The organism is Methyloceanibacter caenitepidi, from assembly GCF_000828475.1.
GTDB lineage: Bacteria > Pseudomonadota > Alphaproteobacteria > Rhizobiales > Methyloligellaceae > Methyloceanibacter > Methyloceanibacter caenitepidi.
Window position 1 is genome coordinate 2,818,529 of sequence record NZ_AP014648.1, and the last position, 22,149, is coordinate 2,840,677.

The 22,149-nt window shown below is 63.5% G+C and carries 20 protein-coding genes; 14 read left to right on the top strand and 6 right to left on the bottom strand.

What is annotated here, in order from left to right; genetic code table 11:
• Positions 1-2: 2 nt before the first annotated feature.
• Entirely contained in the window at positions 3-1,847 is a 1,845-nt protein-coding gene (gene malQ / locus GL4_RS13350; protein ID WP_045368236.1) for a 4-alpha-glucanotransferase, read from the top strand.
• Between the two features lie 57 nt (positions 1,848-1,904).
• On the opposite strand, the gene GL4_RS13355 is transcribed toward malQ, so the two are convergent.
• Positions 1,905-2,213, bottom strand: coding sequence for an Rdx family protein (locus GL4_RS13355; RefSeq protein ID WP_045368238.1), 309 nt, complete (start codon positions 2,211-2,213; stop codon positions 1,905-1,907).
• A 290-nt stretch (positions 2,214-2,503) separates the two neighbouring features.
• On the opposite strand from GL4_RS13355, the gene GL4_RS13360 reads away from it, so the two are divergent.
• The 5 genes from GL4_RS13360 to GL4_RS13380 all read left to right on the top strand — a co-directional run bounded on the left by GL4_RS13360 (position 2,504) and on the right by GL4_RS13380 (position 9,279).
• The gene (locus GL4_RS13360) at positions 2,504-2,995 is read left to right on the top strand and encodes a VirB8 family type IV secretion system protein (RefSeq protein ID WP_045368240.1); all 492 of its coding nucleotides are present in this window, start codon (positions 2,504-2,506) and stop codon (positions 2,993-2,995) included.
• A 117-nt stretch (positions 2,996-3,112) separates the two neighbouring features.
• Positions 3,113-4,261 carry an ABC transporter permease gene (locus tag GL4_RS13365; protein ID WP_045368243.1) on the top strand — a complete coding sequence of 383 codons (1,149 nt, stop codon included), beginning with the start codon at positions 3,113-3,115 and terminating at the stop codon, positions 4,259-4,261.
• 7 nt (positions 4,262-4,268) lie between these two features.
• Positions 4,269-5,048, top strand: coding sequence for an ABC transporter ATP-binding protein (locus GL4_RS13370; protein WP_045368245.1), 780 nt, complete (start codon positions 4,269-4,271; stop codon positions 5,046-5,048).
• A gap of 31 nt (positions 5,049-5,079) precedes the next feature.
• Entirely contained in the window at positions 5,080-6,348 is a 1,269-nt protein-coding gene (locus GL4_RS13375; protein ID WP_052464530.1) for an ABC-type transport auxiliary lipoprotein family protein, read from the top strand.
• Between the two features lie 159 nt (positions 6,349-6,507).
• Positions 6,508-9,279 (top strand): HAD-IC family P-type ATPase, encoded by a 2,772-nt coding sequence (locus GL4_RS13380; RefSeq protein WP_082025803.1) that lies wholly within the window; start codon positions 6,508-6,510, stop codon positions 9,277-9,279.
• A gap of 60 nt (positions 9,280-9,339) precedes the next feature.
• Here the strand turns inward: GL4_RS13380 and GL4_RS13385 are convergent, their stop codons facing one another.
• From GL4_RS13385 to GL4_RS13400, 4 genes are all read right to left on the bottom strand, one after another.
• Entirely contained in the window at positions 9,340-10,365 is a 1,026-nt protein-coding gene (locus GL4_RS13385) for a class I fructose-bisphosphate aldolase (protein ID WP_045368248.1), read from the bottom strand.
• Between the two features lie 160 nt (positions 10,366-10,525).
• Positions 10,526-10,918, bottom strand: coding sequence for a hypothetical protein (locus GL4_RS13390; protein WP_045368250.1), 393 nt, complete (start codon positions 10,916-10,918; stop codon positions 10,526-10,528).
• 14 nt (positions 10,919-10,932) lie between these two features.
• On the bottom strand, positions 10,933-11,997 hold the full coding sequence (locus GL4_RS13395) for an HAD family hydrolase (protein ID WP_045368253.1): 1,065 nt from the start codon (positions 11,995-11,997) through the stop codon (positions 10,933-10,935).
• Between the two features lie 108 nt (positions 11,998-12,105).
• Positions 12,106-13,776 (bottom strand): arylsulfatase, encoded by a 1,671-nt coding sequence (locus GL4_RS13400; protein ID WP_045368255.1) that lies wholly within the window; start codon positions 13,774-13,776, stop codon positions 12,106-12,108.
• 179 nt (positions 13,777-13,955) lie between these two features.
• Between GL4_RS13400 and GL4_RS13405 the strand changes: the two genes are divergently transcribed.
• The 7 genes from GL4_RS13405 to GL4_RS13435 all read left to right on the top strand — a co-directional run bounded on the left by GL4_RS13405 (position 13,956) and on the right by GL4_RS13435 (position 20,304).
• Positions 13,956-14,648 carry a Crp/Fnr family transcriptional regulator gene (locus GL4_RS13405; RefSeq protein WP_045368256.1) on the top strand — a complete coding sequence of 231 codons (693 nt, stop codon included), beginning with the start codon at positions 13,956-13,958 and terminating at the stop codon, positions 14,646-14,648.
• Between the two features lie 164 nt (positions 14,649-14,812).
• Positions 14,813-15,766: an NAD-dependent epimerase/dehydratase family protein gene (locus GL4_RS13410; RefSeq protein WP_045368257.1), complete on the top strand. Its 954-nt coding sequence runs from the start codon at positions 14,813-14,815 to the stop codon at positions 15,764-15,766.
• 228 nt (positions 15,767-15,994) lie between these two features.
• A complete protein-coding gene (locus GL4_RS13415; RefSeq protein WP_045370162.1) occupies positions 15,995-16,207 on the top strand; it encodes a response regulator in 213 nt (70 codons plus the stop codon).
• Between the two features lie 250 nt (positions 16,208-16,457).
• Complete coding sequence (locus GL4_RS13420) at positions 16,458-17,516, top strand: agmatine deiminase family protein (protein WP_244462623.1); 1,059 nt, start codon at positions 16,458-16,460, stop codon at positions 17,514-17,516.
• Between the two features lie 60 nt (positions 17,517-17,576).
• A complete protein-coding gene (aguB, locus tag GL4_RS13425) occupies positions 17,577-18,434 on the top strand; it encodes an N-carbamoylputrescine amidase (RefSeq protein ID WP_045368259.1) in 858 nt (285 codons plus the stop codon).
• Complete coding sequence (locus GL4_RS13430) at positions 18,431-19,342, top strand: PhzF family phenazine biosynthesis protein (protein ID WP_045368261.1); 912 nt, start codon at positions 18,431-18,433, stop codon at positions 19,340-19,342. The genes aguB and GL4_RS13430 overlap by 4 nt, the downstream gene beginning before the upstream one ends.
• Positions 19,343-19,383: 41 nt before the next feature.
• Positions 19,384-20,304 carry an aldose 1-epimerase gene (locus tag GL4_RS13435; protein ID WP_052464534.1) on the top strand — a complete coding sequence of 307 codons (921 nt, stop codon included), beginning with the start codon at positions 19,384-19,386 and terminating at the stop codon, positions 20,302-20,304.
• Positions 20,305-20,347: 43 nt separating this feature from the next.
• On the opposite strand, the gene GL4_RS13440 is transcribed toward GL4_RS13435, so the two are convergent.
• Positions 20,348-20,752 carry an ArsC/Spx/MgsR family protein gene (locus tag GL4_RS13440; RefSeq protein WP_045368263.1) on the bottom strand — a complete coding sequence of 135 codons (405 nt, stop codon included), beginning with the start codon at positions 20,750-20,752 and terminating at the stop codon, positions 20,348-20,350.
• A gap of 221 nt (positions 20,753-20,973) precedes the next feature.
• On the opposite strand from GL4_RS13440, the gene lpxB reads away from it, so the two are divergent.
• Positions 20,974-22,140, top strand: coding sequence for a lipid-A-disaccharide synthase (gene lpxB / locus GL4_RS13445; RefSeq protein ID WP_045368265.1), 1,167 nt, complete (start codon positions 20,974-20,976; stop codon positions 22,138-22,140).
• Positions 22,141-22,149: the final 9 nt, after the last annotated feature.

The window sequence follows — 22,149 nt, forward strand, 5'->3', positions numbered from 1 at the left end:
CGATGACGGATCGGATCGGAGAATTGGCGAAACGCTTCGGCATTGCCGAAGGCTATATCAGCGAACAGGGCGACTGGGTCACGACGCCGGACGAGACCAAGGCCAAGGTGTTGGAGGCGATGGGCGTCCCTCTGGACGGCGACGGCGTCCTACCGAAGCCGGCGCGAATGGAGGACATCGCCGGCCTGGCGGACTCCGCCTTCTGGCCGCCCTTCCTCGTCGAGCAGCGCGCCTGGGGCTTCGCCGTACAAGCCTATGCGCTGCGCTCGGCGCGCAATTGGGGCATCGGCGATTTCGAAGACCTCGCACGCCTCGGCGAATATGCCGCGACGCTCGGGGCGGATTTTATCGGCGTCAGCCCGCTCCATGCGCTGTTTCTCGCCGAGCCGGAACGCATCAGCCCTTACAGCCCCTCGTCCCGTACTTTCCTCAATCCGCTCTTGATCGCCCCGGACCAGGTGCCGGGCTTCGCCAACGTCGTCACGCCCGACCTGACCGCCAAGTGCGCCTTGCTCCGAGAAACGGACCTGATCGACTACGCGGGCGTCGCCGCCGTCAAGATTCCGGTCCTCGAAGAACTCTTCGCGCTGTTCCTCAAGACCGCCCCGACCGAAACCAAGGACGTCTTCGAACACTATTGCTACGAGCAAGGCCGAGCGCTGGAGATCCACGCGCTCTACGAAGCCTTGTCCGAACACATGGTCGCGCAAGGCCACAATGCCGCCTGGACGACCTGGCCGGAGGCATATCGTAATCCAAACAATATTGCGGTGCGCGACTTCGCCCGTGCAGCCAAGACGCGTCTCGCCTTCCACGCCTGGCTGCAATGGACGGCGGAAAAACAACTCGCCGCCGCGCAAGCACGGTCCCGCGCTGCGGGCATGCGCATCGGCCTGTATCTCGATCTGGCAGTGGGCATTTCGCCGGACGGCTCCGCTTGCTGGCAGGACGGCCCTGCGATCGCGCGCGCCGCGCGTATCGGCTGCCCGCCGGACCCCTTCAGCGCGCAGGGTCAGGACTGGGGTCTTGTTCCCTTCTCGCCCGTCGGTCTTGCTGTCGAACGCCTCGAACCCTTCAAGGCGGTGCTGCGCGCGAACATGCGCCATGCGGGCGCGCTGCGCATCGACCATGCCATGGGCCTCCAGCGGCTCTACTGGATTCCCGAAGGCAACACGGCGATCGACGGCGCCTATGTCGCCTATCCCTTCCGCGAACTGCTGGAGGGCGTCGCGGCGGAGTCTTGGATCTCGCAAACGATCGTCATCGGCGAAGACCTCGGCACGGTCCCGCCTGGTTTCACCGACACCATGGTCCGGGCGGGGCTCTTGAGCTACCAGGTCTTCTATTTCAGCGACGAAGACGGCGTCTGGCGCGCACCGCATGCGTATCGGCGCGAAGCCATGGTCTGCGCGTCCACCCACGACCTGCCCACACTTCCCGGTTGGTGGATCTGCAATGATGTCAATTGGCGTGTCAAAAGCGCCCGCGCCACGGAAACCGAAGCCGTGATTCAACGCCAGGACCGCAAACGCGACCGCAAGCGCCTTCTGGATGCATTGATGGGTGCGCAGGCCCTGAAACCCGATCCGTCCTATGCCGATGCCTACGAAATGCCCGATGATGTCATTGTCGCGGTCCACCGCTTCCTGGCGGCGACACCGTGCCGCCTGCTTGCCGTCCAGTTGGACGACGCGTTGGGCGCTGTCGAGCAGGCCAACCTTCCCGGAACCGTCGACGAACATCCCAATTGGCGGCGCAAGATCGCCGTTCCCATCGAGGACCTGAAGGACCGGCCTCTGTTCCAGGCCGTGGCCGCGGCCGTGGCGACCGAGCGCCCCAAGACCTGAGGATGGTGGGCCCGGGCATGGACGCCGGCGCCCAACGAAACCAACGATTACAGCCGATTAGCCGTCTCCAGAGTCCCCGTGCCCGCGGTCGGCATGGCCAAGATCGTGAGCGGGCGCGATGCGGTCCCGGACAAGCTGCTTGAGCTCGGTGATCTCGGGAAACCGGCCCTGCTCGCCCCGGGACCACACAAGGTCTCCGTCGACGCGCACCTCGAAAACGCCGCCCGTATCGTCGGGGATCAGCGTCAGCGAGCCCGCCTCTCCCGCGAAGGTCGAAAGAAGCTCCTGCCCCATCCAGGCGGCCCGAAGCATCCAGTTGCACAAGCGGCAATACGTGATAGCGATATGCGGTTTCGGCGTGGCCATTCCTTTGTCTCCGACTATTGTCTTCGAGTGGATGCGCAGAACCTCAAGAGACTGTAGACTGGGCCGCGAGACCGATTCCAGCCTCATTCCTGGTCAACCATACCGGTGAATGGCCTACCGTTCTGAAGGCGAAGTCGTGGGAGTGTCACCTGCGCGCAACAACACTGTTCCAAGAAACGCGTTTCGGACCGCAATAGCCTTGTTCATGCAGCAACTGTCTTGCGCCATCATCGACTGAGACTACCATCCTGACTTGCTTCGGACGTCAAAACTGCGGGAAAATCGACCACATGAAACCTCTGATTCGCAAAGCTGCCCCCGTTCTGCTCGCCACCGCGGCGCTTGCGGGCGTGTTCATGTCCACCCCATCCGAGTTGGCCTCGGCCAGCGCGGTCGACGGACTGCTCGGTTCATGGCGTGGCGGCGGCACGGCCAGGTACACGTCCGGATCCGAACGCCTTAGCTGCAACGCCTACTACCGGGGTGGCGGATCCAGCCTCGGCCTCTCCGTGATCTGCAACTCACCGACATCCAAGGTCCACATCCGGAGCAACCTTCGCGTCAGCGGCAGCCACGTTTCCGGCAGTTGGGAAGAGCGCACCTATAACGCTGCAGGAAGCGCCTCCGGCTCGCTGACTCCGGGCCGGCTCAACATTCGGATTTCCGGCACGGTCAACGGCAGCATGACGGTCAACTTTACGCAGTCCCGGCAAAGCGTCTCGATCTCCACGACGGGCACATCGCTGCGGGGTGTTTCCATGTCGCTGAACCGCAGCGGCTAATTCACGGCCCCCGCCTTCCGAGTTTCCCTATAGTGTACGGCGTTCAGGGGCCCCATTTCGGGGCCTCTCGGGCGACAGGTTGGACGGCGCGAACCGGGGAACAAGGAGCAGACGGCCATGGGCGAGGCGTTACTGACCCAAAAGCTGGTAGGCGATCGGCTGGAGCTGACCGCGAGGGGCTCATGGACCGCCCCCTATGCGGGTGATCTCGAGACCGAGATCGATCGGCTCTCCGGGGGCGCAAACGGCACGGCGTCCGCCAAGACCACGGACGTATCGATCGACATGGCCGGGGTCCGCGAACTCGATACGTTCGGCGCGTGGCTTCTCGAGCGACTGACCCGCCAATGGACGAACGCTGGACGCGACGCCAGGGTCGTCGGCCTGCCCTCACACGGCGCCGATCTCGTCGAGGAGATGCATGTGGTTAACCGCGAAGCGCCCGCGCCGCAGGAGCGCCTGAACCCCATCGTCTCGTTCTTCGCCGCCGTCGGACGTGGCACCGCGGGCTTTGCCGGTAGTTTCCATACCTTCGCGCAGATGCTCGGCGAGACCGGCATGGCAGCTGCTCGTGTTCTCGTCCGTCCAAGCGAGTACCGGCTGACGTCGACGGTTCACCAGTTCGACCGGGTCGCGCTGCAGGCCGTGCCCATCGTCGCGCTCATCACCTTCCTGATCGGCGCCATTGTCGCTCAGCAGGGCATCTTCCACTTCCGCAAGTTCGGCGCCGAGCTCTACGCCGTCGACCTCGTGGGCATTCTCGTGCTGCGCGAGATCGGCGTGCTGATCGTCGCCATCATGGTCGCAGGACGTTCAGGCAGCTCCTATACTGCGGAGCTCGGGTCGATGAAGATGCGCGAGGAACTCGACGCGCTGCGCACCATGGGCTTCGATCCCGTGGAGGTGCTCGTCCTGCCGCGCATCATCGTGCTCGTACTCGCGCTCCCGGCCTTGACATTCATCGGCTGCATGGCCGCGCTCTACGGCGGCGGTCTCGTCGCGTGGCTCTATGGCGGCATGAGCCTCGACATCTATATTGCGCGGTTGACCGACGCGATCTCGCTGACTCATTTCAAGGTCGGCATGATCAAAGCGCCGTTCATGGGCCTCGTAATCGGTCTCGTTGCCTGCGCCGAGGGCCTGCGGGTGAAGGGAAGCGCCGAGTCGCTCGGCATCCAAACGACGAAGTCCGTCGTGGAGTCGATCTTCCTGGTGATCGTGCTGGACGGCCTGTTCGCAATCTTCTTCGCCTCGATTGGGATGTGATCCGCTTATGAGTGAGAAAACGCCGGTCATCAAAGTGCGCGATCTCGTCGTGGGATTTGGCACCCAGACCGTCCTCAATCATCTGGACATGGACGTGCGTCCTTCAGAGATCCTGGGCGTTGTCGGCGCTTCGGGCGCGGGCAAGTCGGTCCTATTGCGCACGATCATCGGACTGATCCCGAGACGCCACGGAACCATCGACGTCCTCGGCAAGGACCTCGACAAGATCGACGAGAGCGAACGGCGCGCGATGGAGCGCCGCTGGGGCGTGCTGTTCCAGCAAGGCGCGCTGTTCTCTTCGCTCACCGTGAAGCAGAACATTCAGTTCCCCATGCGGGAGAACCTCGAGATTTCGCAGCGCCTCATGGACGAGATGGCCTACGCCAAGCTGGAGATGGTCGGGCTGTCGCCGCGGGATGGGGACAAATATCCATCCGAGTTGTCGGGCGGCATGACAAAACGCGTGGCGCTCGCGCGCGCCCTGGCGCTCGACCCGGAGATTGTGTTTCTTGACGAACCCACGTCTGGGCTCGACCCGATTTCGGCCGGTGATTTCGACGAGTTGATCCGGACGCTGCAGCAGACCTTGGAGCTCACCGTGTTCATGGTGACCCACGACCTCGAGAGCCTCTATACGGCGTGCGACAGGATCGCCGTCCTTGCAGACGGCAAGCTTGCCGCGGAAGGACCGATCTCCGCCATGCTGGAATCCGATCACCCCTGGGTGAAGACCTATTTCCAAGGAAAGCGGGGCAGCAGCCTCGCCGACCGCGAACTGACACACTAACCGCGTGACCGAACGAGAAGGACGCTGATCGATGGAAACCCGTGCCCGCTACGCCCTGATCGGATTTTTCATCCTCGCCGTGTTGGGCGCGGCCTTCGGCTTCGTATACTGGCTGGAAAACAAGGGTGGCTTCGGCGAGCGCGAAACCTATCGTATCCAATTCGAAAGCGCGGTCCCGGGCCTCTACATTGGCTCGGCGGTCCTCTTCAACGGCATCCGCGTCGGCGACGTGACGAGCGTCAGCCTCAACCCGGCCCAGCCGCAGCAAGTGCTGGCAACGATCTCGGTGATGAAGGATACGCCCATCCGCGAGGACACGGCGGTGAACGTGGAGCAGCAGGGGCTGACCGGCGGCGTGGCCGTGACCCTGACGGGCGGCACGTCCACCGAACCGCTGGCGCAAAACGAAGGCCTCGCGACACTGATCGCGCCCCCCGATGTTGGGCGCGACTGGACGCAAAGTGCGCGCGATGCGTTTCAGGAAGTCGAGCAAATCCTGGATGAGAACCGGGTTCCGGTCCAAGAGGCCATCAAGAACATCGAGGTCTTCACCGACGCCTTGGCCCGCAACTCCGATAAGGTCGACGGTATTCTCGCAGGCATCGAACGGATGACGGGCGGGGGCAAGGACGCCTCACTGCTCTATTCACTGAAGCCTGCAACCAATCTGCCGCCGGGGCCCGAGGCCCCGCCGAGCTGGAAGCTCACGATCCCTGAGCCGACCACGCTGCTGGCCTACAACACCGACAAGATCATGACCCGACCCGCACCCGACGAGAGCCGGTCCTTGGAAGGACCGCGCTGGAACGACAGCCTCCCCATCCTGGTGCAGGCCAAGCTGATCGAGACCTTCGAGAACGCCGGCTACACGGACGACGTCACCCGCACTCTCGGTGACTTCCCCAACAGCGATCAGCTCTCGATCGATATCCGGCGCTTCGACGTCTCCACCGGCGACGATCCGGAGGCCACCATCCTCATCCTGGCGAAACTTCAGGACCCTGCCGGGGGCGTCATCGGGTCCAAAAAGTTCGATGCGACGGCACCCGCCTCGGGGAACGAACCGCGCGATTATGTGGACGCGCTACGCACGGCCTTTGAGACGGTCGCACGCGATATTCTCGACTGGAGCACGGAGACACTGGCTTCAGCGCCGCCACCGCCTCCCGCGGCAGACGATGCAGGAGCGGCCGACATGGCGCCGGAAGACATGCCGCCGGAAGACATGCCGCTTGAGGACGCGCCGGCCGATTTCGACGGCCTTCCGATGCCGCCAGAGCCGGATGAGGCGACGCAGTAGAGGCAAGGGCTCCGTCAAATTGGGAGGCGCATGATCTGCGTCAACGCGCCCGAACGGCGATAGACTTGACTGTGCCCAGCCCGGCAGGCGTTCGGCGGCACGGGACGATCTTGACGGCATTGGCCTGCTGAACCACAGGCACGACTCTTGGCGGCACCGTTGGCACGACCTCTAGCAAAACGCGATGCACAAACATCGGCCGATGCGCCGCTTCCCTTTGCGCAAACGGCGGACGAGGTCATGGCCGCCCAGCAGGTCGCACTCGATAGCGGCCTGAGCGCAACCGAGGCCGCGTCGCGGCGCGAGCGCTATGGTCCGAACCGGCTCCCCGATGTCGAGCATCGTGGCGCCGTGATGCGCTTCCTGCTGCAGTTCCATAACCTTCTCATCTATGTGCTGATTGGCGCGGCGGTACTGGCCGCGGCGATTGGAAACGTGATCGATGCCGCCGTCATCGTCGCGGTGGTCGTCCTCAACGCGATCGTCGGTTTCATCCAGGAAGGACGCGCCGAACGGGCGCTCGAGGCCATCCGCGGGATGATCGACCCCCACGCTGCCGTCATTCGCGATGGGCGGCGCGTGGACGTGGCCGCCGACGACATCGTCCCAGGCGATCTGGTGCTCCTGGAGCCGGGGACGCGCGTACCGGCCGACCTGCGCCTGGTGAGAGCGCGCAATCTACGGATCGACGAGGCCGCGCTGACCGGCGAGTCGGTTCCCGTCGACAAGACCGTCCGGCCCGCCCCGCAGAACGCAGTCCTTGCCGAACGCACCTCCATGGTGTTCTCCGGCACGTTTGTCGCCAACGGCACGGCGACCGGCATTGCCGTCGCCACCGGACCGCAGAGCGAGCTCGGGCACATCAGCGCGCTTGTCGGCACGGTTGAAAAGCTCACCACGCCGCTGATCAGGCGGATGGATCAGTTCGCCCGCCTGCTCACCTTCTTCATCCTTGCCGCCTGTGCCGCCGTATTCCTGTTCGCGGTCTATGTGCGTGCCTATGCCTGGCAAGAGGCCTTCATGGTCGTGATCGGGCTCGCTGTGTCGGCCATCCCCGAAGGCCTGCCGGCGGTGATGACGATCGCGCTTGCCGTCGGCGTCCAGCGCATGGCCGACCGGAACGCGATCATCCGCAGGCTGCCGGCGGTCGAGACGCTCGGCTCGGTGTCCGTCATCTGCTCGGACAAGACCGGCACGCTTACACGCAATGAGATGACGGTCCGGAGCGTTGTGACCCCCGAAGGCGTGCTTGACGTATCCGGCGTGGGATACAGTCCGCAAGGCGGCTTCACGGACAACGGGGCACCGGTCGAACCCGGCACCAGCAAGGTCCTGACCGAAGCGGCCCGCGCGGCCATCCTGTGCAACGACGCGGAGTTGCGGCACAGCGGCAATGACTGGTTGGCCCACGGTGATCCCATGGAGGGGGCCCTCGTGTGCTTCGGCATGAAAGCCGGGTTCGATCCCGAGCTCTTACGCAAACAACTGCCGCGAACCGACGAGATTCCCTTCGACACCGAGCACCGCTTCATGGCGACGCTGCACCACGGCCACGAAGACGGGAGCGCTGTCGCCTATATCAAAGGCGCGCCCGAGCAGATCCTCAGCATGTGCGACCGGCAGCTCGGTCGGGACCAGGTCGAGCCGTTGGACGCCGACGACTGGCACGAGCAAACCGCCTTCACGGCGCGGCACGGCCAGCGCATGCTGGCCCTCGCTATGAAGCGCTTGCCCAAGGGCACGCAGGATCTCGCCGTCTCGGATGTCTCAGAAGGCGCGGTTCTCATCGGTCTCGTTGGTCTGATCGATCCGCCGCGCGAGGAGGTCCTCTCCGCCATTCAGGAATGCCGGTCGGCGGGTATCGACGTAAAAATGATCACGGGCGATCACGCGGCCACGGCGACCGCCATCGCCCGCGAACTGGCGCTGGCGCCCGAACCGCAGACCCTGACCGGAGACCAACTCGACGACATCGACGACACCGACCTGCCCGACGTCGTGCGCAAGATGACGGTCTTCGCGCGGACGACCCCGTCGCACAAGCTGCGCCTTGTACGCGCGTTGCAGGTCGATCAGGACGTTACCGCCATGACCGGCGACGGCGTCAACGACGCCCCTGCCCTCAAGCAGGCCGATGTCGGCGTGGCCATGGGCAGGAAGGGCACGGACGCCGCCAAGGAAGCGGCGGAGATCGTGCTCGCGGACGACAACTTCGCATCCATCGTCGCGGCGATACGCGAAGGCCGCACGGTCTACGACAACATCCGCAAGGTCATCGCCTGGACTCTGCCCACCAATGGCGGCGAAGGCGCCACGCTGATCGGGGCCATCGCCTTCGGGCTCACCCTGCCCATGACCGCGATCCAGATCTTGTGGATCAACATGGTCACCGCAGTGGCGCTCGGTCTCACCCTCGCCTTCGAACCGACCGAACCGGGAACGATGACACGGCCGCCCCGCAAAGCGACCGAGTCTCTCCTTTCAGGTACGCTTTTGTGGCGTATCTGTTTCGTCTCGCTTCTGTTCGCAGCCGGTGCATTTGGGATCTTCTTTTACGCGATCGAACGCGGCCAAAGCGTCGACATGGCCCGCACCATGGTCGTCAACACGCTCGTCGTGATGGAGATCGCTTATCTGTTCAGCGTGCGCTTTGTGTATAGCGGCTCGCTCACATGGCGCGGCATGCTCGGCACGCCGGCCGTTCTGATCGGGGTGGGCACGACAGTTCTCGCGCAGCTTGCCTTCACTTATTTGCCCCCACTGCAGTCCCTGTTCGCGACCGAGCCCGTTGCCTGGCAGGACGGGCTGCTGATCATCGGGATTGGGGCAGCGCTCCTGATCCTGGTTGAGCTGGAAAAGGCGATCTTTGGAGTCTTTGCGCGGCGCAGGACAGCGGCCCAGGAAACAGCAGCCGAAGAAACAGCGGCATAAGAAAAAGGCGGGAGACATGCTCCCGCCTTTCGCATTTTCAAATTGTACGAGGAACGGGTCTTAAGCGGCCTTCTTCTCGATCGCCTCGGTCCACTCGCCGAGCGTCGCGAGACCGTTCATCTCCGCGCGATGCGAGAACGCCGCCTGTGCCGCCGGCACGTTGTCCTTCTTGCCCGACCAGGCGACCTGCGGCGCATGCTGCAGCGCGCGGCCGTAGGAGAAGGTCAGGTGCCAGGGGAACCCGCCGATGCGGTTCATGGCGTCGAGGCGCGCGGTGGCCTCCACGTCTTCCTGGCCGCCCGACAGAAAGGCGATGCCCGGCACGGCGGAGGGGACGCAGTCCTTCAAGACGCTGATGGTGCGTTCGGCGATTTCCGCGTCCGAGGCCTGCGTCGCGCACTTCTTACCCGGTACGATCATGTTGGGCTTCAGCACCATGCCTTCGAGCTGCACTTTCGCGTAGTACAACTCCATGAACACGGTCTTCAGCGTCCACATGGTCACGGCTTCGCAGCGTTCGATCGTATGGTCGCCGTCCATCAGAACTTCCGGCTCCACGATCGGCACAAGCTGCTGCTCCTGGCACAGCGCCGCATAACGGGCGAGTGCGTGGGCATTGGAGTTGATGGCGTCGTGGCTGGGAATGCCGTCGCCGATGTCGATCACGGCCCGCCATTTGCAGAACTTGGCCCCAAGCTCACGGTATTCGATCAGCCGGTCACGGAGGCCGTCGAGGCCCTCGGTGATGGTTTCGCCGGGGCAGAAGGCGAGCGGCTTGGCGCCCGCATCGACCTTGATGCCGGGAATGGAGCCCGCGGCCTCGATGATCTTGACCAACGGCGTGCCGTCGGCCGCCTTCTGGCGGATGGTCTCGTCGTACAGAATGACGCCGGAAATCCGGTCCTTCATGGCCGGCTCGGTGCGGAACAGGAATTCGCGGTAGTCGCGCCGGTTTTCTTCCGTGGATTCAACGCCGATGGCGTCGAACCGCTTCTTGATTGTTCCGCTTGATTCGTCCGCCGCAAGAAGCCCCTTGCCCGGCTGGGTCATCGCGGTGGCGACTTTGTTCAATGCCGCGAGGTCCATGTCGTATTCTCCCTATCACGCAAAAATTTCAGCCCACAATTACCGCTCATAAGCCATGGCAGCGCGCCGGTTACAAGGCACGATTTGGCCGTTGCAGGCAGGCGAATTTCACCACGGAAATTTTTCCCAGGATCGGTGGCAACGCGCGATCTCGACGCGCTCAATGGCGGCGCACGAGCGCCACGACAAACAGCAGGCCAATCACGCCGTGGAGCGCACCACCTGCCCACAGGCCTTGACTGCCCGTCTGGAGCGCACCGAACAGCAGCACGGGCGCGGCAAGAATGTTGTAGATCGCAAGTGAAATAGCCGCATACGAGCCGAGGCCGTAGGCCATGGCGTGATCGCCGGTCGCGATCGCCCAATTCCGTCCCAGAAGAGCTCCGACCCCAAGGCCGAACGTGGCAACGCCGAGCAATCGAATGAGCGACAGCGTGGCCAGATCGGCCTGAGGGCCACCGACGCCCGAGACCACTATGGCCGGCATCAATATCGCCGACACACCGAACAGGACCTCGACGCACCCCGAGATGAGAACGAGCAGCGGCACCATGGCTGTTGGATCTCCTATTGGCCGTCCGGAGAAGCGCCGGGCATGTCAGGCGCGGACGCGGCCCCCGATTGCGGCTTGCCCCACGCGAAAATCCGATTCCAATCGTCCTTCATGCTGACGACATTCCAACCGTTCGCCATGGCATCTTCCATCAACTCGACAGGAAACCGCCCCACATCGGAATCGGGCCCGTAGGCATATTCGCGTTTTGCATCGTCGTGATGAACGAGCCCCATGAAGCAAAGGCCTTTGCAGTTCGCCGTCCATTCCAGCATCTCCTTGTCGCCGATGGAGTTGCCGAAGGCAAAGATGGGCTGCCGGCCGATATAGTGATTGATGCCTTCCGCCTTGCCGGGCCCATCGTCAAAAAACAAGAGGTCGGGCAGCTTCACGAGGGTGGGGCTCGAGTCCCAGTAGCGGAACTCGGTCTCACCCGACGAGCCCACGACTTGCCAGGGCGGGATGCCGTAGCACTGCTCGGTATAGGCGCGCATGAAGGCCGTCCCGCCGCCCGAGACGATGAACGTCGTGAAACCGTTTGCGCGCAGATACTCGAGCAGCTCGATCATCGGCGCGTAGGTAAGGTCGGTATAAAGCCGCTTAAATCTCGGATGCTTTGCTGTTTTGAGCCAAGCGGACACGATGTCGTTGAACTCCACCGTGGTCATGCCGCTATGAGTAGCGGTCACGAGCGCCATGGCGCCCTTCTCGCCGTAGGTGAGGAGCTTTTGCGTGTTGCCGTCGAGCGCGGACTTGAAGGGCTCCTTCGTCTTCCAGTCGGGATGCTGGTTCGCCGTTGCCTTTACCCGGTCGACCACGAAAACGAACTGGGTATAGACCGGCTTCTCGACCCACAGCGTCCCGTCGTTGTCGAACGTGGCAATGCGGTCTGGCTTCGGCACGAAATCGGGACTGCCCGCGGTCGTTACGCGCGCGACATAGTCGAGTATGTTGGACTTGACCGAACCGTCATTCCAGGACGGCAGCGGGTCGGGTGTGTCGTCGGCGCGAGCCGGGCTCGCTCCCATCCACACACCGATCAGACCCGCTACAGCCATGAGGCGAACCGTCGTGGTCATGTTGTCACTCCCGTCACGCGCAAAACAAAAGGGGCGGCCCGTCGCCGGACCGCCCCTCTTATAGCCTATTGCTCGAAACCTCGTTAGCCGAAGCCTCGCGCTTCGAAACTAGTTGCCCGTCGGCAACCCGATGCTGAAGCCTTCCTTGGCCAGTTGCGACTGGAGCGACTTGAGAAGCTGGTACTTGGAGATGGTGATCGGACCGGTATAGGTCTCGCTCTGAAGCTTCCGCGGCGGATACTCCACGTAGGACTTCATGAGCTTCGCCACAGACTCGTTGGCCGGAACCACGGCCCAGGTGCTCTCCGTGAAGGTCGTCATGAAGATGTCGTAGCGTTCCTGCGGGTCGGCTAGGAGATCGAACACCTGCGGCACGGTCGCCACGTATTCGCTCGCGCCTTTCCAACCCAAGTTCGTATCGACCGCGAGGCCGCCCGTGTCCGCGCCGTCATCACCGCGAAGGTTGAAGACGTACTTGAATTGGTTCAGGCGAACCGCACCGGGCGAAAGCTCGTCTTCGGTGAAATAGAACCACCAATTGCGCTTCGACTTTCCCGAACCGGTCCAGACCGGCGTCATATCGTAGCTGTCGAAAATGATGGGCTTGCCGTCGCGATCCTCCGTCGGCAATTCGACACCGGCGACCGACGCGAACGTGGCCATCAGGTCGAGACCGCCCAGGATGGCGTCGCTCTTCGAACCTGCTTCGACCTTACCAGGCCAGCGCACCATCGACGGCACGCGATTGCCGCCCTCGCGGACCGTGCCCTTGGTGCCCCGGAACGGCGTGTAACCGGCGTCAGGGTAGACATCCTGCCAAGCGCCGTTGTCGACCGTGTAGAACACGATCGTATTATCGGCGAGACCGAGCTCGTCCAGCTTCTTTAGGACGTTGCCCACCCGCGTGTCGAGCTCGACAACGGCGTCGGCATATTTCGATTTCGAGATCGACTTATGCTCGAACTCCGGCGCTGGCATGTTCGGCTGGTGGTTCTTCATGAAGTTGACATTGATGAAGAACGGCTTGTCCGACTTCGCCGCTTCGTCGAGAAACTCGATCGCGGCTTTCTCGATGTACTCGTCGAGATAAGGAATGCCGACCACACCCTTCTCCGGCGTGTTGACGTATTCGCCGTTGACCTCGAAGTCCTGGACCGGCTTCTCGCCGGCCTTGCCCGACAGCGAGCCCTTGGTCACCTTCTGGAACATCGCCCGCAGCTCCGGGGTCATGTTCGGGAACCACTTCGGGTCGCCATAGGTGTAGGCATTGAGGTGATAGAGGAACGTATACTTCATCACGTCATAGCCTTGGGCGTTCGGCAGCGCATAGTCCGACTCGCCCAAATGCCATTTGCCGGTGAAGTAGGTGTTGTAGTCGGCCTTCTTCAGGACCGAAGCGAGCGTCCACTCGGCGGCAGGCAGCCCGCCGCCCTGCCCCTGGAACGCCACGGTCGTCATACCGCTGCGGTTGGGAATGCGCCCTGTCTGGATCGCGGCACGGCCCGGGGTGCAACTCGGCTGGCCATAGAAGTTGGTGAAGACCATGCCCTCCTTCGCCAGCTTATCGAAATTCGGGGTCTGCATACCCCGCCCCTCGCCGCCGAGATAGGGGCCGAGGTCGCCCCACCCGGTGTCGTCCGAAACGATCAGAAGAATGTTGGGTTTTTTGCCCTCCCCTTTGGGGCTGCTCTTCGTGTCTTGCGCGTGGGCAACGCCCCCGCAAGCCACGAGCGCAGCGACCGACAGGCCGCACAACGTCTTGTACAAGCCGACACTCATGCTAGCACTCCCTTGTTTTCGGTGCTCGATGCGAGAGGTCTGGAGACGTGCAGGCGGAGATCATGGCCGTCGATCCGGGCCGTGGGATGAACCGCTCACCTATCCTCCCTCGCGGTGAGAATAGCCGGATGCTACTCTGGCCGCTCAATCAAAAACTGCTCACCTGACGAGATTCCCGTATGAAAAAGGACGCTTGGAATTTGGAGCGAGCTCTGGAAGTCCTGTGCTCGCGTGGCTGGCTTTCCGAACGCGGAAAGGAGATCCAGAAGCGCTTGGCGGGGATCGCAAGGCTCAGGATTTTCGAGGCCCACGAGCCGATCTATCTGGCGGGGCAAAACCCGAACGGCGTGTTCGGTCTGGTCGAAGGGTCGGTCAAGCTCGCCTTTCCGAGGAACGACGGCGAAGATTACATCGCGCACTACGCCGGCACCGGCTTCTGGTTCGGCGACCTCGCGCTTTTCTCCAATGCCCCCCGTCTCGTCTCGATCCATGCAGCCGAGCCCACAACGATGGTTCAACTCAGCCCTCAGGGCATCGCGCGTCTTGTGCGTGAGGATCCAAAACTGCATGCGGACTTCTACGCCCTTACCTACGCGAACTTCAGAACCGCTCTCAGCATCATTGCCAATCTGGCGATCGTCTCGGTCGACAAGCGCATTGCCGACCGGCTTCTTTTGGAAGCGGCAGCCCATCCGAAAGCCGACGGTTGGGTTCATGTCTCTCAGCCAGATTTGGCTCAGCTGATGGCAGTCTCCGTCCCCACCTTACGCCGCACAATCGGCCGCTTCGTGCGCGCCGGCCTCGTGGAGCAAGGCTACGGCCGGATCAAAGTCGTCGATGCGAACGGACTGCAGAACATCATCAGGGGCTGACCGCGCGGCGGCGGGGGCTTCAAATTCTGAGATTTCCGGACCGGGTGGCGATATCTCACCAGCGCTCCCCCCTCCCCCCGAAGGGCTTGCTCTGGCCCAATTGTGATTGTGAACTCTTTCTCTTGAAAGACAGGGCCTAGGGCCATCGTGACGCGTGGAGCAGCATGCCGGGTGCAAAGGCTCAAGAACCGGACCGGAAACCGCTGGTAGCGCTCACCGGCGCGACTGGTTTCATCGGCCAACATCTTCTGCAAGGCCTCACGGACCGCGGCTATCGTGTCCGCGTTCTGCTGCGCCGCCCCACCCAGATGCCCGAGTCCTGCGCCAGCGTGCTCATCGGTGACATCGCCAAGCCCTACAACATGTCCGAGGCGCTGGCGGAGGTCGACGCCGTGATCCATACCGCCGGCATTCCCCACGCCATGACCGGCCTGCCCGAGGACGACTACCGCCTGTTCAATACGGACGCGACGGTGCGCTTCGCCAAGGCAGCCAAACGCGCCCGCGTGAAGCGCTTCCTGTTTCTCTCGTCCATTCGCGCCCAATCCGGACCGGTGGCGTCTTGCGTACTGACCGAGGACCAGGAGGCGCGGCCGACCGACGCCTATGGGCGGTCGAAGCTCGAAGCGGAACGTGGCGTGGCAGAGACGGGCCTCGATTGGGCCGCGTTACGCCTTGCCCTCGTTTACGGTCCGGGAGCCGGCGGCAATGTCGCCAAGCTCGTGAAGCTTGCGCGCGCACCCTACCCGCTGCCGTTGGCTGGGTTAAAGGCGCGGCACTCGCTCCTCGCGCTCGATAATCTTGTCGAGGCCGTCGACCGCATTCTGATGGCGCCCGCGCCGCTGCACCGGCCCTTCATCGTGGCCGACCCAACCCCGGTCACCGTGGCGGAGATGGTTCGCGCCTTGCGGTCGGGCCTTGGCCGCAGGGCCGGGCTTTTTTACGTACCGCCCTCGCTGCTCAAGGCTGCGTTGGCGGCCATCGGACCGCAGGTCGAAACCGGACCGCTGTTCAACTCTCTCGTGGCCGACACGGCCGCCTTGCGTGCGCTGAACTGGGCCCCGCCTATTGCAACGCAACAGGGACTGGCCGCGCTCGCCCGGCAAATGCCCGGTTGATCAAGCCTTCCGGCATTGCTGCAGCGCATCCATGCTGCACCGCGCAACACTCGGAATTTTAAGTACTTTTCGGGCCACAGGTCTTATCAATGTCGCATTCTGCGCCTATAGTGATTTCAGGCTGACGTGGGGGTCGCCGTTATGGAATCGCTGTCCGCGATGATGAAAACGTCTCCGACGCTTGAACGAGCGGAGCGCATCTCGAGGATGGTGCAGTTGGAGGCGGGTATGGCACTCCCCAAGATTGTCGTTCGCGGCAAGAAGGTCATTCTTTTGAGCGGCTACTGCAAGGACGACTTCAAGGGTGTTCGCGAAGCGCAACGGCTCGGCGGCTATCGGCTCAAGGTCGACGCCGAGGATCAGCTGTTGGCGGCCGCGCGGAAGAATCCTGACGCCGTGGCATTCGGCTACGTCGCCGGTCAGTGGGTGGCTTCGGCCTAGTTATTCGCATTCAAATCATGAACGGGCGCGCGGCGCGCTTCCGTTGCGCCTGCGCGATGTCCTGTCGACGCAAGTCGGGCCGATCGCACCTCATGTCGGGCGAACCAACGATTATGACTTCCGACTGAGCAAAGATGCCCTTGCCTGCCAAATTTCCTCGCCCTAAACATCGCGCCGAAAACTAAAGGCTTCAGCGCGCCCCAAACGTCGCGCGGCAGCTCTCGCCCCCAATTCACAATCTCGGCCGCCTTTGCACTCTTCGACGACAGATTGGCCCCAAGCCGATATCCACCTCCCCCCCGAATGGGCGCCGCAGAAGGCGATCTGGACGGCGTGGCCGGCCGCAGCCGAAGAATGGAACGGCGACCTCGACACCCCGCGCCGGGACGTCGCGGCGCTGGTGCATGCGCTCGCGCCGGACAACCGGGTGCACCTGCTCGTCGACGGCCTGGAAGCGCGACAATCGGCTGAGCGTGCGGTTGGAGACGTCGCGGACATCGTTCCAGCCGCATATGGCGACATCTGGCTGCGCGACACCGGCCCACTCTTCGCGACAATGCGCGGCGAGCCCCGCGCGCTGCGTTTCCACACCAATGGCTGGGGCGGGAAATTCTCGCTCCCCGGCGACGAGAGCGTCGGCGACGACATCGCGAGGCTAGCGGGCGTTGCCACGCAGGCCTTCGATTTCGTGCTGGAGGGCGGCGCCATCGACCATGACGGGGCGGGTACCATCCTCACAACCAGACAAACCTTACTGAACCCCAACCGGAACGGCTGGTCTCAGGCCGATGCCGAAGCGGTTCTGCAGGCGGCACTCGGCGCTCGCAAGATTCTCTGGATCGACGAGGGGCTCACCGGCGACCACACCGACGGTCACGTCGACAATATTGCGCGTTTTGCCGGGCCGGGCCGCATCGTCATCCAGGAACCGGCGGGGCCGGACGACCCGAACGCCGCGGTGTTCGCGGCGATCGCGCGCAACCTCGACGGCGCGACCGATGCTGACGGGCGCATCATCGAAGTCGTGTCCATTCCCAGTCCCGGCCGCGTTCCCAACGCACTCGGCGAAATCTCGCCCGCCTCGCACCTTAACTTTGCCATCGCGAACGGCATTGTGGTCGTGCCGGTCTTCGGCACAAATACGCAAGCGGAGGCACTCGGGCGCTTGCAAGCCGTGTTCCCGGACCGCAAGGTTGTTGGGCTTCCCGCCGCGGGTCTCCTCGGAGCGGGGGACGCTGGCGGCGGCGCCTTCCATTGCATCACCCGCGAGGAACCGGACTTCACGCGCGGGCGTCTGACAACTCAGTAAGAGCCCGATGAGGTCGGACAGTCGGAACGGGTCAGCAGGATCGGCCAGTAGGAACAGGTCATGACGCGCCAAGTAACAGTTGCTGCGGTCCAAACCGCCTTGGGTCATGACATGACCGCCAACATCGCACGGATCGAAGCCCTGATCCGCGAGGCGGCTGCCCAAGGGGCGCAGGCTGTAGTGCCGCCTGAACTGTTCCAGAGCATCTACTTCCCCACGCGCCAGGATCCGAAATGGTTTGAGACCGCCTATGCCGTGGAAGATCACCCGTGCGTGCGGGCGCTTCAATCGCTCGCAAGCGAACTCAAGGTCGTGATTCCCATCTCCTTCTTCGAGAAGGACGGCCCCCATTTCTACAACAGCGTCGCCATCGCCGATGCGGACGGGACGATCCTTGGCGTATATCGCAAAAGCCATATCCCCGACGGTCCGGGCTATCAGGAGAAGTATTACTTCCGGCCGGGCAACACGGGGTTCAAGGCCTGGCGCACAAAGCACGGCACGATCGGCGTCGGCATTTGCTGGGATCAATGGTACCCGGAGGCGGCGCGGGCGATGGTGCTCCAGGGCGCGGAACTCTTGCTCTACCCCACCGCCATCGGCTCGGAGCCCTATGACGCGGGGCTGGACACGAGCGCGCGCTGGCGCCGGGTCATGCAGGGGCACGCCGTCGCCAACGCCATCCCCGTCATCGCCGCGAACCGCGTGGGCGAGGAAGACAATGACGGGGTATGCCAGCGCTATTACGGGCACTCCTTCGCCGCCGATCACACAGGCGAAATCGTCGCCGATATGGAAGAGGACGCCGAAGGCGTGAACTTGGCGGCGTTCGATCTCGACGATATTGCAGCCTATCGCGCCGACTGGGGATTCTTCCGGGACCGCCGCACGGATCTGTATGGGACTGCGCTGACATGACACTGTTTCGCTTCAACACCGTCGATGTATTCGCCGAGCGCCAGTTTGGCGGCAACCCGCTTGCCGTCGTCCATGGCGCCGACACGCTGACCACGGAGCAAATGCAGGCAGTGGCGGCCGAGTTCAATCTGTCCGAGACCACATTCGTGCTCAGGCCGCAGGATCCCGCCCATACGGCGCGCGTCCGCATCTTCACGCCGCGCGCGGAGCTGCCGTTTGCAGGCCACCCGAATGTGGGCACGGCCTATGTCCTGGCCTCCGAGGCGGAGCGCCGGGGACGGCCTTATGCGAACGATACGCTCACATTCGAGGAGCTCGGGGGCCTCGTCACCGTCAATGTGCTGCGGAACGGCGCCGGCATCGTCGGGGCCCACGTCGCGGCCCCGCAGCCGCTCAAGATAGGATCGGGCGTGGCGCCAGGCGCCGTCTCGGCACTGTGCGGGCTGCCCACCCATGCCATCGAGCAGAGCCGGCACCTTCCCCTGATTGCGAGCGCGGGCAATCCATTCGTGTTTACGCAGCTCCGGGACCGCGCAGCCTTACGGTCTGCCAAGCCCAACGAGGCCGCCTTCGAGGCCCATCTCCCGCGCGACATGGCTGCCGGCCTGTTTCTGTACATCCGCGAGCCGGCCAACGACCCGCCCATTCAGGCCCGCGCATTCGCACCGCTCCACGGCATTCCCGAGGATCCGGCGACGGGCTCGGCCAATGTGGCCTTGATCGGTCTTTTGGCGCATCTTAACAGCAAGCCGGATCTCGTCCTGAAAGCGCGGATAGGCCAGGGCGTCGATATGGGGCGTCCGAGCTTGCTGGAGGCGATGGCCGCAAAACGAGGCGGCGTTGTCACGGCGACAAAGGTCGGCGGCCAATGTATACCGGTGATGAGCGGCACACTGACGATCCGATGATCGCATGATGCCCGCCTCGCGCAGCGTCGAAGGAGATAAAAGTGACTGAGACTCACCTTCCCAATCTTCTCGGCGATCCCAATGCGACGCTAATTTCCGCGGGCGATACCGAGGCCGAATTCCTCCCCGGATTCGGAATGATCGGCATTTCGCTGAAGAAAGGTGACACGGAAGCCTTGCGCCGGGTCGACAATCTCATTGTCGCCGCGGCCGCCAACCGCACCGTGGGCATCCCGCTCTTGTTTCCGTTCGCGAACCGTCTCGCCGACTTCCAATACGAGGTCGCGGGGCGCGGCGTGACGCTGCCGCCGCGTTCGCTTGTGTTGCGCTATGACGAGAACGGACTTCCCATGCACGGGCTGATGTGGCCGCACCTGACGTGGGACATCGCCGATGTCTCGGATTCGGCTTTGTCGGCACGGCTCGACTGGTCCCATCCGCAAGGCCTCGCCATGTTTCCCTATCCTTGCCGGTTGACACTGACTGCCGCCGTCGAACCGGGCAGCTTGACGATCAAGACCGCGTTGACGGCGACAGGCGATATCGACGTTCCGGTGAGTTTCGGCTTTCATCCCTATTTTGGCTTCGAGGAAGATCGTGCGGATTGGCGCGTGCATCTCCCACCAATGCGCCACCTCACGCTGGACGCCCGCCAAATCCCGACCGGCGCGTCGGAACCCTATCCAGGGCTGGATGCGTTGCTGGGCACGCGGAGCTTCGACGACGGTTTCGCGCTGATCGAGCCAGAAGCGACGCTCTCGATCGCTTATGGCGACCACCAGATATCCGTGGACCTGCTCGACGGCTACACGCACACGCAGGTCTACGCACCGCACGACGAGAACTACCTCGCCTTCGAGCCTATGACGGCGCCGGCGAATGCGCTCATCAGCGGAGACGGTCTGCGCCTTGTCTCTCCCGGCGATACTTTCAGCGCGACATTCCGCATCCGCGTCGACTAGAGGGTCTCAATGGCCTCTATCGTGTATGTCGCCGGCTAGATGCCTACGCGCCCGCGCCCGACTTCAGATAGGTCTCGTCGACCCGCTCGCGCGTGCTCGACAGACCAATCCAGATATCGACCTGATCCTGTTCGAAGCCCGTTTCGCGGCGCGCGCCAACCTGCAGCAAGGGCCGGCGGATAAGCCGTGGATCCTCGATCATCAAGGCGAGCGCTTTGCTAGCGGCGATCGAGTGGGGGTCGATCTCCCCCGATTTGATTCGCGCCGCCGACGGGTTGAACCAAGCGCTGACCGGGCGCGTCCCGAAAAAAGCCCGCAACATTTCGGGCGTCCAAGCCTCGCTCAGGAGGTTGCGCACGTCCACTTCGTGGCCGGAGGCCATCAGCAGCGCCTTCTGCCGCGCATTTCCGCCGCAACCGGGCTTCTCATAGAAGATTATTCTCGCCATTCGTCCTGACGTCCTTCTCGCTAAAAGAGTTTCCGCCCTGGGGCGCAAGGTTTGCGCCAGCGGAAAATCTCACCAACATTTCAGAGGCTTGTGGGACCGCCACAGCATGCCTGCGACATGGATTGTCGGGGATACGACACACGTCGTGGCCAATTTTTCTGGAATAACGGCCCCCGCCTGCCCTAAGTCCTAGGGCTCACGAGTACAAATTGGAGCATAGCATGAATCGGCAGGAGCCGCTGGTCTTTATCATCGCGGGCGAACCCTCCGGCGACAATCTCGCCGGGCGGCTGATCGCCGCTCTGAGGGAGATGACCGGCGGCCGCGTCCAGATTGCCGGAATCGGCGGACCGCAAAGTGAGGCGCAAGGGCTGAAAAGCCTGTTTCCGATGCGCGAACTGGCCCTGATCGGCATCGCCGAAGTCGTCCCCCATCTCCCGCGCCTCTTGCGTCGGATGAACGAGACCGCCGCGACGATCCGCGAGATGAAGCCCGACATCGTGGTCACCGTCGACGCGCCGAGCTTTACCTTGCGTGTCGCAAATAAGCTGCGCGGGTCGGGCATCCCGATCGTGCACTACGTGGCGCCTCAGGCTTGGGCCTGGCGCGCCGGCCGCGCCAAGACGCTCGGTAAGCGCGTGAACCATCTCATGGCGTTGCTGCCCTTCGAGGTGCCGTTCTTCGCCGAACATGGCCTGCCGACCAGCTATGTCGGACATCCCGCGATCGAATCCGCAATGGCTGGAGACGGCAAGGCCTTCCGCAAGGCGCATGGCATCGACGAGGCGGCAACCCTCCTATGCGTGGTGCCGGGGAGCCGGAACAGCGAAGTCGGACGCATGCTGCCGGTCTTCGCCGAAGCGGTGGCGCTCCTGGCGGACCGCTATCCGGATCTTCACATCGTGATCCCAGTCGCGCCGAACGTGGCCGAACAAGTCCAAGAGCGGACGAAGGGCTGGCCTTTGCCCGTGCTGCACGTCACGGACCCGGCGGAACGGTTTCATGCCTTTGCCGCGAGCGATGTCGCCATGGCGAAGTCCGGCACGGTGACGTTGGAGCTTGGCCTGGCGCGCGTGCCCATGGCCGTGGCTTACCGCGTGAGCGCCCTCACCGCCTTCATCGTCCGCCGCATGCCGATCGCCGTGAAATTCGCCTCGCTCGTGAACCTGCTGGCCGACCGTGAAGTGGTACCCGAACTCATACAGGAAGAGTGCACGGCCGAAGCCGTGGCGGAAAAGGTCGGGCACCTTCTCGGGTCACCGGAAGCCCGCGCGGCGCAGCAGGCAGGCTTCGCTGAAGTCCTGCACGTTCTCGGCGACGCCGATCCGCCGCCGAGCCGGCGCGCGGCCAAGGTCGTGCTCGATCTCATCGAGAAGCGGGAAACCTGAACGGTTGAG

Bases quoted from the DNA above. Each gene is read 5' to 3' on its own strand.
- GL4_RS13395 (WP_045368253.1), bottom strand. From the start codon at position 11,997: ATGACCACGACGGTTCGCCTCATGGCTGTAGCGGGTCTGATCGGTGTG.
- GL4_RS13365 (WP_045368243.1), top strand. From the start codon at position 3,113: ATGGGCGAGGCGTTACTGACCCAAAAGCTGGTAGGCGATCGGCTGGAG.
- GL4_RS13405 (WP_045368256.1), top strand. From the start codon at position 13,956: ATGAAAAAGGACGCTTGGAATTTGGAGCGAGCTCTGGAAGTCCTGTGC.
- GL4_RS13390 (WP_045368250.1), bottom strand. From the start codon at position 10,918: ATGGTGCCGCTGCTCGTTCTCATCTCGGGGTGCGTCGAGGTCCTGTTC.
- GL4_RS13370 (WP_045368245.1), top strand. From the start codon at position 4,269: ATGAGTGAGAAAACGCCGGTCATCAAAGTGCGCGATCTCGTCGTGGGA.
- GL4_RS13430 (WP_045368261.1), top strand. From the start codon at position 18,431: ATGACACTGTTTCGCTTCAACACCGTCGATGTATTCGCCGAGCGCCAG.
- GL4_RS13385 (WP_045368248.1), bottom strand. From the start codon at position 10,365: ATGGACCTCGCGGCATTGAACAAAGTCGCCACCGCGATGACCCAGCCG.
- malQ (WP_045368236.1), top strand. From the start codon at position 3: ATGACGGATCGGATCGGAGAATTGGCGAAACGCTTCGGCATTGCCGAA.
- GL4_RS13375 (WP_052464530.1), top strand. From the start codon at position 5,080: ATGGAAACCCGTGCCCGCTACGCCCTGATCGGATTTTTCATCCTCGCC.
- GL4_RS13360 (WP_045368240.1), top strand. From the start codon at position 2,504: ATGAAACCTCTGATTCGCAAAGCTGCCCCCGTTCTGCTCGCCACCGCG.
- aguB (WP_045368259.1), top strand. From the start codon at position 17,577: ATGACGCGCCAAGTAACAGTTGCTGCGGTCCAAACCGCCTTGGGTCAT.
- GL4_RS13400 (WP_045368255.1), bottom strand. From the start codon at position 13,776: ATGAGTGTCGGCTTGTACAAGACGTTGTGCGGCCTGTCGGTCGCTGCG.
- GL4_RS13415 (WP_045370162.1), top strand. From the start codon at position 15,995: ATGGCACTCCCCAAGATTGTCGTTCGCGGCAAGAAGGTCATTCTTTTG.
- lpxB (WP_045368265.1), top strand. From the start codon at position 20,974: ATGAATCGGCAGGAGCCGCTGGTCTTTATCATCGCGGGCGAACCCTCC.
- GL4_RS13440 (WP_045368263.1), bottom strand. From the start codon at position 20,752: ATGGCGAGAATAATCTTCTATGAGAAGCCCGGTTGCGGCGGAAATGCG.
- GL4_RS13410 (WP_045368257.1), top strand. From the start codon at position 14,813: ATGCCGGGTGCAAAGGCTCAAGAACCGGACCGGAAACCGCTGGTAGCG.
- GL4_RS13355 (WP_045368238.1), bottom strand. From the start codon at position 2,213: ATGGCCACGCCGAAACCGCATATCGCTATCACGTATTGCCGCTTGTGC.